Below are 15,857 nucleotides of genomic sequence, written 5' to 3' on the forward strand. Positions count from 1 at the left end.
ACATTACGCTGGACCAAAAGCAAAAAGCCCGCTAAAAAGCGGGCTTTTTTGAATCTGGCTCCTCTGACTGGACTCGAACCAGTGACATACGGATTAACAGTCCGCCGTTCTACCGACTGAACTACAGAGGAATCGTGTGGAGGCTAATCATAGCGGCCCCGCGCCAATTGTCAAATGCCATTTTCCTTCGGTCTGCGCGTTCGGACATTCTATGAACATAACGAGTTATTTTCCGACAATATCTGTGGAAAGCCTTTGCAGGATCGCGGGTTCTAACTCATTATTTGAAATGAGGTTTCAACTTTCGCGCGCAGGTTCATTTTGAGTGTAACCACCACTGTTCGCCAGGCCATCGCTCGCACGCCCTGGTACAAGAAACGAAAAAGCTATCGGGTTCTGTTCTGGCGTGAAATCACGCCGCTGGCGGTGCCTATTCTGCTGGAAAACACCTGTGTGTTGCTGATGGGGGTGCTAAGCACGTTCCTTGTGAGCTGGCTCGGGAAAGAAGCGATGGCGGGCGTGGGCCTTGCCGACAGCTTCAATATGGTGGTGCTCTCTTTCTTCGCCGCGGTGGATTTAGGCACAACGGTTGTTGTGGCGTTCAGCCTCGGCAAGCGCGATCGCAAGCGGGCGAGGGCGGCGGCCAGACAGTCGCTGGTGCTGATGACCATCGTCTCGATTCTGCTGGCGGCGCTGGTGCATGTAACCGGCGAATACATCATTAACGTGGTGGCGGGCGATGCGGCGCCGCAGGTCAAAGCGCTCGCGCTCGTCTATCTGCAGCTTACGGCCTGGAGCTATCCGGCGGCGGCCATCGCGCTTATCGGCAGCGGCGCGCTGCGCGGGGCGGGCAACACCAAAATTCCGCTGCTGATTAACGGCGGGATGAACATCCTGAATATCGTCATCAGCGGCTTTCTGATTTACGGGCTGTTCTCCTGGGACGGTCTGGGCTTTATCGGCGCCGGGCTGGGGCTGACCATTTCGCGTTATATCGGCGCTATCGCCATTCTTTATGTGTTGATGATTGGCTTCAACCCGGCGCTGCGTATCTCGCTCAAAAGCTATTTTTCGCCGCTTAAGCTCAATATTCTCTGGGAAGTGCTTGGCATCGGGCTGCCCGCGAGCATTGAATCGGTACTGTTTAACGGCGGCAAATTGCTGACGCAAATGTTTGTGGCGGGCATGGGCACCAACGTCATTGCCGGTAACTTTATCGCGTTCTCGGTCGCCGCCCTGATTAACCTGCCGGGTAACGCGCTCGGCTCGGCTTCGACCATCATCACCGGCAAACGCCTCGGCAAAGGGCAGATTGGCCAGGCCGAGCGCGAGCTGCGCCATGTCTTTTGGCTTTCAACGATTATGCTAACCGCCATCGCCTGGGTGAGTGCGCCGTTTGCCGGGCTGTTTGCTTCGTTTTACACCCAGGAAGAGGATGTCAAAGAGGTCGTTAAAATTCTGCTATGGCTCAACGCCGCGTTTATGCCGATCTGGGCGGCCTCGTGGGTGCTGCCGGCGGGGCTTAAGGGCGCGCGCGACGCACGGTTTGCGATGTGGGTGTCGATGCTCGGCATGTGGGGTTGTCGCGTCGTCGCGGGCTATACGCTTGGGATCGTGCTCGGCATGGGCGTTGTGGGCGTATGGCTCGGGATGTTCCTCGACTGGGCGGTGCGCGGCGTCTTCTTCTACTGGCGTATGGTGAGCGGCAAATGGCTGCAAAAATATCCGCGGCCGCCGAAGCGACCCGTAGTGCTGGACACCCCTGCGCCACCAGGTCAGCCGAGGGCGATGTAAGCCTGAGACGTAAAAGTAAAAGCCCGCACTACGCGGGCTTTTTTATGCTCGTTACCTCGCCTTATGACGACTATTTTTCAGCGAAACGGTATTCCTTACCCCCCGCAAAAATTCGTTTATAAATCTATTTATTCTTATTATTTATTTAATAAGTTAATTTATTTGCGTGGTAAATATAATTGGCTATATATTCCGGTAGTCAAACAATAAATATTATGCATTGTTTTTCTTGCGTGGCAGCTATAGCAGGTATTCGCATCGAAATAACCCTGGCTAAAAATGATTTATTACCTTTTCCCCGATTGACCCCATTTTTTTGCGGCTTATCCTGTTTTTTCGTTATTAAAAATGCTCAGCCGATTGCCGGACGCGGCAATCTTTTTTCAAAGGAATGAAGGATGGATATTTCCGGTAAAGGGTTTAGTGAGCCTTCACGTTATACGCTTGAAATTGCCCACAGCCGTATACAACCCGACGTACTTAATTTTCACGGGCGCGAAGCCCTTAGCGAGCCATACACGTGGCGCATTGAGTTCACCACACCGCAGAGCGACCTGGCGGCCGATGATCTTCTCTTGAGATACGGCAGTCTGAGTATGCTTTCTGGCCGCGTCATATATGGCGTCATTACCCGTTTTGAATGGCTGGGGACGTCAGCAGACCAGACGCGCTACGCGGTGACACTCGCTTCGCGGCTGGCGCTGCTGAGCCTGACCCGCCGCTGCGCGGTGTACCAGAATCTCTCTGTGCCCGAGCTGGTGGAGCAGATATTGCGCGCCCACGGTCTGGAAGGGCCAGACTTTGATTTCCGTCTGGAGCGTGCGTATCCGCAGCGGGAACTCATCACACAGTGGCGGGAAACCGATCTCGAATTTATTCAGCGCATTCTCTCTGAGGTGGGTATCTGGTTTCGCACAGAAATGAACGCGGTGACGCAACTGGAAACCCTCATCATTGGCGACAGCCAGCTTAACTGCGTGTTCGACATCAGCATGCCATACCAGGAGCCATCCGGCCTGTATGACGGCGCGCAAGACGCCGTGTGGGACGTGCGGTGCTGGCATAACACGGTCACCGGGGTAGTCCGGACCCGTGATTACAACTATCGCACCGCTGAGACCCCCATGGACTCTGCCGTGACGGTAAGAAGCGATGCTACCACCACCGGCGAGCACTACCGGTACGGCGCGCCGTTTCTTGAAGCGGGCGACGACGCGATTTCTGCGCCGGAAACGGAAAGCGGCGCGTTTTATGCACGCCTCCACCATGAGCGCGAACTGAACAAGGCCACGCGGCTGCATCTGTTCAGCAACGCCTCACATCTCGCGCCGGGGCAGGTGCTGGAAACGCCGGAAAGCCCGGTTACCGCGCTGAAAGAGGGGATGCTGATTACGCTTGCCACGTACCGTGCCGCGCGGGACACCCGCCTGCATGTGTCGCTGTGGGGCATTCCTTATTCCGAACGGGTGAATTATCGCCCCGCTGAGATCGTCCGCCCGGAAATTCACGGTACGCTGCCTGCGCGTATCGAAAGCCGTGAGCCACATGACATTTATGCTCACCTCGACGGCGCAGGTCGCTACCGGGTTAAGCTGGATTTCAGCCGTGAAGACGCAGAGCCGGGTTACCACTACCTGTGGGTTCGTCAGGCAAAGCCCTATGCCGGTGACACTATCGGCTGGCACACGCCGCTTCTGGACGGCACCGAAGTCAGCATTGCGTATGACGACGGCAATATCGACCGTCCGTATATCGCCCATACGTTTCATGACGCTAAACATGCCGACATCGTCACGCGTGACAACCGCAGCCAGAACATCCTGCGCACCGCGGCGCACAATGAACTGCGGCTGGAAGACCTGCGCGGGCAGGAGCATATCGCGCTCTCCACCCCTTACGGCGCCACCTCTTTGAATCAGGGCCATATTACAGATGAACAGAGCCAGCAAAGGGGCGCGGGTTTTGAACTCAGAACGGATGAATATGGCGTTATCCGCGTGGCGAAAGGGCTGTTTGTCACCGCTGATGGCCAGACGAAAGCCGCAGGCGAGGTGCTGGAGAGGGCGGCGGCGCTCAGAGAAATTGAAATTTGCCTTAACCAGATCCAACAGTTAGCTGACGCCGCAGCGCAGGCACAGGCGCTGGAGGCAGATATTGCCAGTCAGATAGCGATGTTTGATGAACGATTAAAACCGCTAAACCAGATGGTGCATTTTCATGGCCCGGAAGGAGTGGCGTTCACCAGCGGCGAACATCTACAGATGACGGCCAGCCAGAACATGGCGATGAACGCCGGAGGCTCTCTCAGTATGGGCGCAATGGGCAACATGACCCTGAACGCCGGTGAAAAAATCGGCCTGTTTGCCCGCACGGGCAAACTGAACGTTATCTCCGGTGAAGGTCCGGTGCAGTTTCAGGCACAGAACGGCGCGATGTCTTTGAGCGCGCAGCGAAAAATAAGTCTGGTTTCGACAAGCGATATGCTGTTTGCCGGCAAGAAGAAGGTGACGCTGATTGGTGGCGGCAGCTACCTGAAAATAGAGCAGGGGAAAATAGAGTACGGAACGACGGCCACGTATTTACGCAAGGTGGAGCGGACAATGGTGGGCGCACCGAAGAGTATGCCATTGAAAGTGCACCGCGTGGGAACGGCCTATATATATTCCGCGATTTATCAACTCCAGGACAAGCGCGGCAATATTCTCATCAACACACCTTACCGCCTCACCACGCCCTCTGGGCAGACGATAGCTGGATACAGCGATACTGAAGGCCGTTCCGTACCGGTCTATACCCGCCAGCCGGAAGATGTGGAACTGCATATTCTGCACAAAACAGCATCGCCGGAAGAATCAATGTGGTTTGTAGGCGAAACGAATGTATATCAACTGCAAACCGAACTCAGGGAGAACCCGTCATAATGGACATGCCCGCTTTACCCGACACACCGACAACCACGCCCATCACCCCCACCGGCGAGAAAAATCAGCCATGGGACTGCACGACGACAGGGGTTGAGATGGTTGAAAAACAGTCGCGTCTGCCAACTACCGAAAACCGTCAATACCTGCATCTTAAGGTGGAATACGCCATGCGTTTTCCTCAACTGGCAGCAAAAATTTGTCGTGAAGGAAAAACGTACCCGATGAGCCTGAAACAGCTCATGATGAGTGGTCTCATCCGCGCGGATGAAATCGCCCGTAATTACTACTGGTATTACAAAGCAGAAGTGCCGTTTGATATGCGCACCACGCCGCCACGTCCGTTTCTTAGCCGTACATTGAAGCAAGACGACGGCGCTCGCAGACGCCACACTACCAATCCCTTCCCGGTACCCGGTAAAGGCATTTACCGCCGCCCTGACGTGATTATCGTGAAAGACAAACAGGATCGCTGGCCTGGGCTGGCGGGGCCGGATCACGATGACCCTCCAGGTATGCATGGCGACAATCTGGCCCGTCTGGTAGAGGTCAAGTTTCCGGGTGATGTTCTGTACCGTGAGCAATATGACGAATATATGCAGATTGTTGCTGACGATGCCACGCGTATGACCATTCTTGAGATCCACGATTGCCGCCCGCAAAAGCAGCAGTGGGTCGATCAGGTCGTGAATGTGACGATGAAAGCCTGGCAAACCAGCAGGGCAAAATACTGGCCGCTGTTTCTGTACCCGCCGATATTTATGCCTGGCCCGCCCTCCACACCTGTAGCCGTTAGAATTGAACCGTGGACTTATGCCGGTAAAGCCGTGGCCGACCTCAGCGAGGGCGCGCTTCATGGCATCGCTGAAGGCTGGAATGCCCTCTCAAAAGAGACTCAGCAGCACCTGAACTCGGCGGCAGGCTGGCTTAACGACAGCGGGGAGTGGATCTACCGGCAGGGAAGTGAAGTCTGGGTCTGGGCAAGCAGAAACGGTAAAGTGGTGAAATCCTGGACCAACGCCCAGATTAAAACTGCATGGGCAGAAATCCAGCACGCCACCGATATGACGCTGGACATGCTAGAGCAGGTGGACTGGGTACAGATTCTAACGAATGTAGCGAAAACGGTGGGCGTTATCCTGGTTGCTGTCGGCGTCGGCGTGCTGGTCGTGACGCTGGGTATCCCGGAGGCCATTATTAGCGCATTTTTACTGATTATTCGTCTGGCGATAAGCGCATGGGAAACCCTTGTAACAATTCTCGGCGGTGGCGCAGGCGCAGCGGCGCTGGGTGCCGGTTAAAAAGGAGCAGGTATGTTATTACGGGATTTTGAGCTGAACTACATTGAGAAGTGGCTGCCGGAAGCATCGGTGAAATATAAAGACGGCAGCCCGGCAGTTAATCTTGGTCTGATTATCACGGTATTTTTTAAAGACGGGCATACGCCTGACGTGCGCCGCAGGATGGTGGAGTGTGTCGATCGCTTTTATACGGCATTTAAGCCATATCTGAAAAAGCATCTCACCAAAAACTGGGTTGGTATTACGGAGAAGAATTACGCCAAAAAGCGACAGGAAATTATCGACTCAACACCTGAAGAAATCTTTTCCTGGTATATGGGCAGCGCAGAGAAAGACTTCTTAGCGCCCGATTACGACATTCTTATTATGGGCAAGCGTATCTTCCATAAAGATACTGATCGCTCCGTTATTAAACTGACATTTCCGCTCTCGCTGCTGAAAGAGCCTGACGGTAAAGCGCGATATGAAGGCTGGCTGCTGTGGCTGTGTAACACCTTTGCTGTGGAAAGCGGCTATGCCGGGCTGTCCTTTGTTCTTCCTTACGCATTCGAACGGATGTTCCCGTATGAGTACGCCCTGGCGCAGCGTTTTTCCGGCGTGATGGTGGACTCTATTGGTACGCTTGAAGGCAGAGTTGCAGTGAATAGATTAAAAGGCGCCTGCTGGTACACCATTCTCGGCACCCCGTGGCTGGAAAAACTTGGCGGCGCAGAACAGTTAACGCATCGCCTGGTTAAAACGCCCGAAATCAGGCTGTTGCCTTACAACAACGGTGTGATCCTTAAGGCGGGAGAGCTTCCTCCGGCGTTGGGCGACATGAAAACGGAAGGGTTATCGCCACTCCTGATTAAGGTGAACCAGATTATTCGCCCGGTGCGGTATGACGGGCATAATGGTCTGCACTTCTTTTCAGGCTATGAAAACGTACAGTTTGAGAAAGCGTCGTCCATGGCCTGGTTTGCACGGTTTGACGACGCCAGCGCTCAACTGGATAAAGCCGAAGCAGAGAGATCCCGTGAACCGTGAGGCCAGCGCGTAAATTTAAAATACAAAAAACCCGGCGATCTTCTGCAGAAGCGCCGGGTTAATGTGTTTTGTATTGCATCCCAAGATTCACTAAAACATCTCAGAACTAAAATCTGGCTCCTCTGACTGGACTCGAACCAGTGACATACGGATTAACAGTCCGCCGTTCTACCGACTGAACTACAGAGGAATTGCGAGAACGGGGCGCATAGTAACGGCAGCGTTCCGGGTTGTCAAAGCCTGAATGTAAAATGCTGAACCTTTTGCTGAATAATTCCGCAAACCCCGGCGCAGCCAGCGCCACGCCGGGGCTGCGCTGACATCAGCGGAAGGGCGGCTCGTTAAAGGTGCGCAGTTTGCGCGAGTGCAGGCGTTCACCCTCGGCACGCAGCAAATCGATGGCGCGAATGCCAATCTGCAGGTGTTCGGAAATCGCGCCCTCGTAGAAGCGGTTCGCCTGGCCCGGCAACTTGATCTCGCCATGCAGCGGTTTATCGGAAACACACAGCAGCGTGCCATAGGGCACACGGAAGCGATAACCCTGGGCGGCGATAGTCGCGCTTTCCATATCGATAGCCACCGCACGGCTCAGGTTAAAGCGCAGCGCCGAGGCGGAGTAGCGCAGCTCCCAGTTGCGGTCGTCCGTGGTCACCACGGTGCCGGTGCGCAGCCGCTGCTTCACTTCCTCGCCCGGCATATTGCTCACCAGCTTCGTAGCGTCATAGAGCGCGCGCTGCACTTCGGCGATGCTCGGCACCGGAATATCCGGCGGCAGCACCGCGTCCAGCACGTGATCGTCGCGCAGATACGCGTGCGCCAGCACATAATCGCCGATCGACTGGCTTTCGCGCAGGCCGCCGCAGTGGCCGATCATCAGCCAGACATCCGGGCGCAGTACCGCGAGGTGGTCGCAAATCGTTTTGGCGTTCGACGGCCCGACGCCGATATTCACCAGCGTAATGCCCTGACCGTCGGCGGTAATTAAATGCCAGGCGGGCATCTGATGTTTTTTCCAGGCGAGATCGGAAATCGCCGCTTCCGGCGCTTCGGTATCGGCGGTGATCCAGCTGCCGCCCGCGCAGGAGAGGGCCACGTAGGGGCTGTCCGGATCAAGGATCTGGCTGCATCCCCAGCGCACGAACTCATCGACATAGCGCGTATAGTTGGTAAAGAGCACGAAGGGCTGGAAATGCTCGACCGGCGTGCCGGTGTAGTGGCGCAGGCGCGCCAGTGAGAAATCAACGCGGCGGGCGTCGAAGTGCGACAGCGGGTAAAACTCGGTCGGGTGGAAAATACCGTCGGCGGTCTCATCGCCAATTTGCGCCAGCTCGGTGGTCGGGAAGTGGCGGGTCAGACCCGCGCTCATCGAGCGGTCCAGCGTCAGCGCCGAGCCGTCAATCACATACGGGTAGGGGATTTCATGCTGCGACGGGCCGACTTCAATCGTCGCGCCGTAATCTTCATACAGCAGGATCAGCTGTTCGCGCAGGTAGCTGCGAAACAGTCCGGGGCGCGTCACGGTCGTGGTGTAACACCCCGCATGGGTGAATCGCCCGTAGGCGCGCGTCTTCTCGGCTTTGCTTCCGTCGCCGTCCCAGCATACCCGCAACTGCGGATACACAAATAATCCCTGCGCGCGCTGCGCCTCATCCGGCAGGCGTCCTTCGTTAATAAAGGCTGCAATCGCGTCGCGCAGCGCGTTAACCGCGTCATCATATAACGCTTCCAGTTTGTCGAGCGCCTCATCGGGCGTCAGAGGTGTTGCAGTGGTATTCATCTGGTCTCCTGATCCCACGTGGCACAGCGGGAAGCTGCACTATGTCTGTTAATATGGCACAGGTTTATGAAACTTAAGGGAATGGCGCAATGGCATTAATCTGTAAAATGCCCGGCCGATCGCATTGCGTTTAATGTATCCCTTTCTGTTCGCTGATTTTCCTGCCTTCGCCGTTTCCCTTGAACATTCACTTTATGAATAAATATTTGCACCGGCTATACGCCTGTTTTTGCTAATTAAAGGGCGCAATGGCATTGATTGAAAGAATATATGCGGGCAACTTCGCGGATTGCAACGAAAGGCAACCGGGTATACTGCCCCTCTATATGACCTAAGAATGCAGAAAAACGATGCTATCTACCCTCATTTACCGCAGTCGGCTTAAAGCTGATATCGACCATGAAAGTCTGGCCGCGATCGTGAGGCAGGCACAGACGCGTAATGCCGCGATGCAGGTCAGCGGCATTCTGGTGTTTGATGGCTACCAGTTTCTGCAGGTGCTTGAAGGGCCGTTGAGCTCGGTTGACGCCCTGTTCGAACGCATCAGCCGGGACGAGCGGCACGATTTCATCGTTGAGCTGATGCGCGACTACGCGCCGCATCGGCACTTTGAAAACGTCGGCATGGCGCTGTTCGACCTGCGCCATGTCAAAGCCCATGCGGTACTGAAGTCGGTAGTTAAATCCAGCGTGGTGCCGTTCAATCTCGCCCGTGAAGCGAGGGTGTATAAATTTATCCGCTCCTTCCTTCGTAACCCGCATCGCCAGCAGATCTCGCGCCAGTTTACACCGGATGCCTGGCGGGTCGAACCGCCGCCCCAGCAGCAACCTGGGTACGACTTGCCGCCCGCCTTGATGGATATCGCCTGCCAGTTTGCCCTGCAGCCGATTGTGGAGCCGCTGACCTGCAAAATTAAAGCGTTTGAGGCGCTGATCCGTTCTCCCGATGGCGGCTCGCCTGCCGCCTTGTTTGCGTCGATGTCCAGCGAAACGCTCTATAACGTCGATCTTCATTCCAAAGAAAAAGCTTTCGCGCTGGCGAAAGCGGTGAATATCGGCAGCCAGATGATTTCAGTCAACCTGCTGCCCGGATCGCTGGTGCAGGCTCCGGATGCGGTTGAGATCTTACTGGCACAGATAGCGCGTCAGGGCCTGTTACCGCAGCAAGTCATTGTTGAGGTCACCGAGAGCGAAGTGATTTCGCGTTTTGATGAGTTTGAGTTTGTGATTCGCCAGTTACGCGCTGCGGGCATCAACCTGGCGATAGACGACTTTGGCGCCGGGTTTGCCGGGCTGTCGCTGCTTACGCGCTTTCAGCCCGGGCGCATTAAAATCGACCGCAGCATCGTTGCTGATATCCATCTTCATGGCCCGAAACAGGCCATTGTCCTCGGCATCATCCGGTGCTGTGCTGAGCTTGAGATAACGGTGGTAGCGGAAGGCGTGGAGAAAGTGGAGGAGTGGTGCTGGCTGGAAACGGTGGGCATTAAATATTTCCAGGGCTATCTGTTCGCCAGGCCGCTATTAAACCGCGCCCCGTCGGTAAGCTGGCCCACGGCCAGATAAGAAAATGTCACGGGGCGCAGGCCCCGAATGCATTATTGCCAGTATTCCTGGCGCCAGCCAGGCGTTATTATCTTTAAAACCCGCGACGCAGCCTGTCCGTCAATAAATTTGAACCATTATGTTAAACAAAGGGCATTTATTCTTCCCCGAGATCAGGACAGAGTAGGGTATCTGAACCAGACCATGCGGCGGGCATGGCGCGTGCGCCAGCAACGCCCGCCCTGAAAACGGGATAAGCATGAAAAAGATAGGCTTTTTATCATTTGGTCACTGGACCTCATCGCCGCAGTCCGCCACGCGAACCGCGGCGGATGCCCTGCTGCAATCCATCGATCTGGCCGTCGCGGCAGAAGAGCTGGGCGCGGATGGGGCGTATTTTCGCGTGCACCACTTCGCCCGTCAGCTCGCCTCGCCATTTCCGCTGCTGGCCGCTATCGGCGCCAGAACCCGCCATATTGAGATAGGCACCGGCGTTATCGACATGCGCTATGAAAACCCGCTCTATATGGCGGAAAGCGCAGGTGCTGCGGACCTCATCGCCGGCGGACGTCTGCAACTGGGGATCAGCCGCGGATCGCCGGAACAGGTCATCGATGGCTGGCGCTATTTCGGCTATGAGCCCGCCGCCGGTGAAAACGAATCCGACATGGCGCGCCGTCACACCGAAGCGTTGCTGGAGGTGCTGCGTGGGGAAGGGTTTGCCAAACCCAATCCGCAGCCGATGTTTGCTAACCCGCCCGGCCTGTTAAGACTCGAACCCTGGTCTGAGGGACTGCGCGAGCGCATCTGGTGGGGAGCGGGCTCCAATGCCACCGCCGTCTGGGCGGCGAAGCTCGGCATGAACCTGCAAAGCTCGACCCTGAAGGATGATGAAACCGGCGAGCCGTTCCACATTCAGCAGGCGCAGCAGATCCGCGCCTACCGCGCCGCCTGGGCCGAGGCAGGGCATACCCGCACGCCCCGGGTATCGGTGAGCCGCAGTATTTTTCCGCTGATGGACAGCCGGGATCGCGCCTGGTTCGGCAGTAGCCGTGACGACAGCGATAAGGTCGGTTTTCTGGATGAGAAAACCAGCGCCATTTTCGGGCGCAGTTACGCCGCCGAACCCGAGAAACTCATTGAGCAGCTTAAGCAGGACGAGGCGATTGCCGAAGCGGATACCCTGCTGCTGACGGTGCCGAATCAGCTGGGCGTGGACTATAACGTACACGTTATTGAGGCTGTTCTGCGCCACATCGCACCGGCAATGGGATGGCGCGATTAACACATACCGTAGAAAAGCAAAAAGCCCGCTAAAAAGCGGGCTTTTTTGAATTTGGCTCCTCTGACTGGACTCGAACCAGTGACATACGGATTAACAGTCCGCCGTTCTACCGACTGAACTACAGAGGAATCGTGTGAACGGGGCGCATAGTACCGGGGTCGCCTGACGTTGTAAAGCCCTGAACGCGCCAGATAATTCGTTTGCTGAGAAAACCGTCAAATTGCACGCGCCTTCTGCTCGTGCACTATTCTGGTGCGAAAGTACCTCTTATGGGGCATAAGCAAAACAGTGTTTCAATCATTACCAGCGATAAGTTATCGCTTCCTCTTATAATTTAAGCGCTTATATAAGCCATGCCATCTTTTTAAAAACTGGCAAGCATCTTGCAAAACCTGTTACGACATCATTGCCGGCATTGGCTCTGGCATTCCGTACAGGAGGCAAAATGAACTTAAGACGACTGAAATACTTCGTGAAAATCGTCGATATCGGTAGCCTGACGCAGGCGGCGGAAGTGCTGCATATCGCGCAGCCCGCGTTAAGCCAGCAGGTCGCGACGCTCGAAGGGGAGATGGATCAGCAACTGTTGATTCGTACCAAACGGGGCGTCACGCCAACGGAAGCCGGGAAAATCCTTTATGCGCATGCCCGCACCATTTTGCGCCAGTGTGAGCAGGCGCAGCTTGCCGTCAACAATGTCGGCCAGACGCTTCAGGGCCAGGTTTCTGTCGGGCTTGCGCCTGGTACGGCCGCCTCCTCGGTGACTATGCCGCTGTTGCAGGCCGTGCGCGCCGAACTCCCGGACGTGTTGGTGTATCTGCATGAAGACAGCGGTGCTGCGCTGAACGATAAACTGCTGAGCGGCCAGCTCGATATGGCGGTGTTATATGACCGCGCGCCGGTGGCCGGGCTCACCAGCCAGCCGCTCATTAAAGAAGATCTGTTCCTGGTCGGCACGCGCGATTGTCCGGGGCAGAGCGTGGATCTGACGAGCGTCGCCCAGATGAATCTCTTCCTGCCGCGCGATTACAGCGCCGTGCGCAAGCGTGTGGATGAAGCTTTCTCGCTACGCCGACTGACCGCGAAAATCATCGGAGAAATCGAATCGGTGTCCACGTTGAGCGCCGCAATTGCCAGCGGTATGGGGGTAACGGTGTTGCCGGAATCCGCGGCGCGCTCGCTCGCCAGCTCGACGAACGGCTGGCTCGCCCGTATTACCAGCCCGTCAATGACGCTGCCGCTCTCGCTCAATGTCTCCTCCCGCGCGCCGTTAACGCCGCAGGCGCAGGCCGTGAAAGATATTCTGCTGTCGCTGGTGGCGCGTCCGGCGCTGGAAAACCGCGAGCTGTTGCTGGTGGGCTGACAGATATTCCACAACGGAATAACAGACAGCTTTTTATTATTTGTGATGCCCGCCGGGGGACTTTAACAATAGCGTCATGTTAAATCGCTCCCGGGGGCGCTGTGAATTTCCAGCAACTGAAAATTATTCGTGAGGCGGCGAGGCGGGATTTTAATCTCACCGAAGTAGCCAACATGCTTTATACCTCGCAGTCCGGCGTCAGCCGTCATATCCGCGAGCTGGAAGAAGAGCTCGGCATTGAGATTTTCATTCGCCGCGGCAAACGCCTTCTGGGCATGACCGAGCCTGGCAAAGCGCTGCTGGTGATTGCCGAGCGCATCCTTAACGAAGCCAGTAACGTGCGCCGCTTAGCCGATCTCTTCACCAACGACGCCAGTGGCGTGCTGACTATCGCCACGACGCACACCCAGGCCCGTTACAGCCTGCCATCGGTTATCAAAACCTTTCGTTCGCTCTTTCCCGAGGTGCGCCTTGAGCTGATTCAGGGCACGCCGCAGGAGATAGAATCACTCCTGCAAAGCGGGACGGCGGATATCGGTATCGCCAGCGAACGCTTAAGCGCCGATCCGGGGCTGGTGGCTTATCCGTGGTTTCGCTGGCATCACAGCCTGCTCGTGCCGAAGGATCACCCGCTCACGCAGGCCAGCCCGCTGACGCTTGAAGAGATCAGCCGCTGGCCGCTTATTACCTACCGGCAAGGCATTACGGGTCGCTCGCGTATTGACGAAGCCTTCAGCCGCAAAGGGCTGACGCCGGATATCGTCCTGAGCGCGCAGGATTCCGACGTCATCAAAACCTACGTTGAACTGGGGCTGGGCATCGGGCTGGTGGCAGAGCAGGCGAGCGAACCCCATGAAGAAAGCCTCCTCGCGCGGCTCGACACAAAGCATCTTTTCGACGCCAACACCGTCTGGCTGGGCCTGAAGCGCGGGCAACTTCAGCGCAACTACGTCTGGCGCTTTATTGAACTGTGCAACGCCGGATTGTCGCTTGAGGAGATTAAGCAGCAGGCGCTGGAGCCTGCCGGTGAAGTGGTGATCGATTATCAGATTTAGCGGCGAGCGCCCCGCCAGCGGGCAGCTGACGGGGCGTGATGATTACTGCGGTTGCGGCGTTTTAATAAAGAGCGCGGTAAGCGCCGACAGCAGACAACCCGCCATCAGGTAAATCGCCACGGTATGCCATGCGCCGCCGGAGAAGGTCAGCAGGGCGGCGGCGATAAACGGCGTAAAGCCGCCGCCTACGACGCTTGCCACCTGATACCCGACGCCCGCGCCGCTGTAGCGGTACCCCGCGCCGAACATTTCGGTAAACATCGGCTGCTGCACGCAGACCACCATATCGTGCGCAATATTCGCGAGCATCAGCGAGAAAATCACTACGCCGACAATCGAGCGAGCTTCCAGCGCCATAAAGAAGGGGAAGGCGCTCAGCGCGCCGAGCAGCGCGCCGGTAATGTAAATGCGTCGACGTCCGTAACGATCGGCCATCCAGGCGAACAGCGGAATGGTCAGACAGCTCACGCCGCCCACCAGCAGGCCGATATTGAGAAACAGCTCGCGCGGCAGGCCCAGATTCTGCGTCGAGTAGCTAAGCGCAAACGCGGTGACGATATACATGGTCAGCAGTTCGCACAGGCGCAGGGCGATAATTTTCAGGAATGCGCCGGGGTGACGCACCAGCGCCTCAAAGACCGGTAGCCGCTTTTTCGCCCCGGCAGGCTTTGCTGCCTGCGCCCGCTCGAATTCGGCGGACTCTTCCATGCCGTTACGCACCCACAGCGCGCCCAGCACCAGCACAATGCTGAACAGGAATGGCAGGCGCCAGCCCCAGCTCAGGAACTGCGCATCGGTCGTCAGATAGCTGATAAGCGACACCAGACCAGTGGAAAGCAGCAGCCCGACGCCATATCCCACCTGAATGCCGCTACTGTAAAACGCTTTTTTGCCAGCGGGCGCGCTTTCTACGGCAAGTAGCGCCGCGCCGCCCCATTCGCCGCCTACGGCGAACCCCTGGATGGCGCGCAGCGTCACCAGCAGCGCAGGCGCCCACCAGCCAATCGTGGCGAACGACGGCAGAATGCCGATGCAGGCAGTGGCGATGCCCATCATCCAGACGGTCATCATCAGCATCCGCTTGCGGCCCAGGCGGTCGCCGAAGTGACCAAAGACAATGCCGCCGAGCGGGCGGAATAGAAAGCCGACGCCGAAGGTGGCGAAGGCGGCGAGGGTTCCCATCGCTGGCGAGATTTGCGGGAAAAACTCGGTGTTAAACACCAGCGCCGCAGTAATGCCATAGAGTAAGAAATCAAACCAGTCTACGACCGCGCCGGCAAAGCTGCCCCAGGCGGCACGGCGTGCACGGTTGAAAGGAGGGAGCGCCTCATTAGGGCGGGGAGTCATGAGCGTGGAATCCATCGTTGTCCTGTCCATTCGTCAACATTCTGTATTTTTATTGTTATCAAAGCAGATTGAAGGTTACTCACATCGTACGCAGCCAAAAAAGCCGTCACTGAGACTACAGCGACAGCCGTCGGGTGAAAACCGTTTTGCGCCGTGACGGGCGTGAAAGGACCATTTGACTCAGGGAAGCGGTGTGAACAGAGGATTATGTGGCGAGAATCACGACGGTGTATGAAAACAGCAAGGTGTAAAACAACGAGGCGCGGAAGCTGAAAAGCAAAAAGCCCGCTAAAAAGCGGGCTTTTTTGAATTTGGCTCCTCTGACTGGACTCGAACCAGTGACATACGGATTAACAGTCCGCCGTTCTACCGACTGAACTACAGAGGAATCGTGTGAACGGGGCGCATAATAATCATGCCCCGTATCGGTGTCAACGCAAAAAA

Annotated in this window: 9 protein-coding genes, 4 tRNA genes and 1 pseudogene; 8 read left to right on the forward strand and 6 right to left on the reverse strand. The window is 56.5% G+C overall.

What is annotated here, in order from left to right:
* Positions 1-55: 55 nt before the first annotated feature.
* Positions 56-131: transfer RNA gene (locus AB8W27_RS07425), tRNA-Asn, on the reverse strand.
* Positions 132-321: 190 nt separating this feature from the next.
* On the opposite strand from AB8W27_RS07425, the gene AB8W27_RS07430 reads away from it, so the two are divergent.
* The 4 genes and pseudogenes from AB8W27_RS07430 to AB8W27_RS07445 form a co-directional block, all read left to right on the forward strand.
* A complete protein-coding gene (locus AB8W27_RS07430; RefSeq protein ID WP_007769196.1) occupies positions 322-1,794 on the forward strand; it encodes an EmmdR/YeeO family multidrug/toxin efflux MATE transporter in 1,473 nt (490 codons plus the stop codon).
* Between the two features lie 398 nt (positions 1,795-2,192).
* The gene (locus tag AB8W27_RS07435) at positions 2,193-4,715 is read left to right on the forward strand and encodes a type VI secretion system Vgr family protein (protein ID WP_015741743.1); all 2,523 of its coding nucleotides are present in this window, start codon (positions 2,193-2,195) and stop codon (positions 4,713-4,715) included.
* Positions 4,715-6,016 carry a VRR-NUC domain-containing protein gene (locus tag AB8W27_RS07440; RefSeq protein ID WP_041923718.1) on the forward strand — a complete coding sequence of 434 codons (1,302 nt, stop codon included), beginning with the start codon at positions 4,715-4,717 and terminating at the stop codon, positions 6,014-6,016. Before AB8W27_RS07435 ends, AB8W27_RS07440 begins: the two co-directional genes overlap by 1 nt.
* Positions 6,017-6,028: 12 nt before the next feature.
* A pseudogene (locus AB8W27_RS07445) lies at positions 6,029-7,039 on the forward strand (DUF3396 domain-containing protein); the annotation flags it as partial.
* A 117-nt stretch (positions 7,040-7,156) separates the two neighbouring features.
* Here the strand turns inward: AB8W27_RS07445 and AB8W27_RS07450 are convergent.
* Positions 7,157-7,232 (reverse strand) — tRNA-Asn (locus AB8W27_RS07450).
* Positions 7,233-7,364: 132 nt separating this feature from the next.
* Positions 7,365-8,819, reverse strand: coding sequence for an AMP nucleosidase (locus tag AB8W27_RS07455; RefSeq protein WP_007769204.1), 1,455 nt, complete (start codon positions 8,817-8,819; stop codon positions 7,365-7,367).
* Between the two features lie 350 nt (positions 8,820-9,169).
* Here AB8W27_RS07455 and AB8W27_RS07460 point away from each other — a divergent pair, with 350 nt between their 5' ends.
* Entirely contained in the window at positions 9,170-10,384 is a 1,215-nt protein-coding gene (locus AB8W27_RS07460) for a diguanylate phosphodiesterase (RefSeq protein ID WP_015741739.1), read from the forward strand.
* A 238-nt stretch (positions 10,385-10,622) separates the two neighbouring features.
* Entirely contained in the window at positions 10,623-11,648 is a 1,026-nt protein-coding gene (locus AB8W27_RS07465) for an LLM class flavin-dependent oxidoreductase (RefSeq protein ID WP_041923716.1), read from the forward strand.
* Positions 11,649-11,700: 52 nt separating this feature from the next.
* Here AB8W27_RS07465 and AB8W27_RS07470 read toward each other — a convergent pair.
* Positions 11,701-11,776, reverse strand: a tRNA-Asn gene (locus tag AB8W27_RS07470).
* A 317-nt stretch (positions 11,777-12,093) separates the two neighbouring features.
* Between AB8W27_RS07470 and nac the strand changes: the two genes are divergently transcribed.
* A complete protein-coding gene (gene nac / locus AB8W27_RS07475) occupies positions 12,094-13,011 on the forward strand; it encodes a nitrogen assimilation transcriptional regulator NAC (RefSeq protein WP_041923715.1) in 918 nt (305 codons plus the stop codon).
* A 101-nt stretch (positions 13,012-13,112) separates the two neighbouring features.
* A complete protein-coding gene (gene cbl, locus AB8W27_RS07480) occupies positions 13,113-14,066 on the forward strand; it encodes an HTH-type transcriptional regulator Cbl (RefSeq protein WP_015741735.1) in 954 nt (317 codons plus the stop codon).
* 42 nt (positions 14,067-14,108) lie between these two features.
* Here the strand turns inward: cbl and shiA are convergent, their stop codons facing one another.
* Both shiA and AB8W27_RS07490 read right to left on the reverse strand, forming a co-directional pair.
* Positions 14,109-15,428 carry a shikimate transporter gene (shiA, locus tag AB8W27_RS07485; protein ID WP_041923714.1) on the reverse strand — a complete coding sequence of 440 codons (1,320 nt, stop codon included), beginning with the start codon at positions 15,426-15,428 and terminating at the stop codon, positions 14,109-14,111.
* 297 nt (positions 15,429-15,725) lie between these two features.
* Positions 15,726-15,801: transfer RNA gene (locus AB8W27_RS07490), tRNA-Asn, on the reverse strand.
* Positions 15,802-15,857: the final 56 nt, after the last annotated feature.

It is taken from the genome of Cronobacter turicensis, from assembly GCF_041222865.1.
GTDB lineage: Bacteria > Pseudomonadota > Gammaproteobacteria > Enterobacterales > Enterobacteriaceae > Cronobacter > Cronobacter turicensis.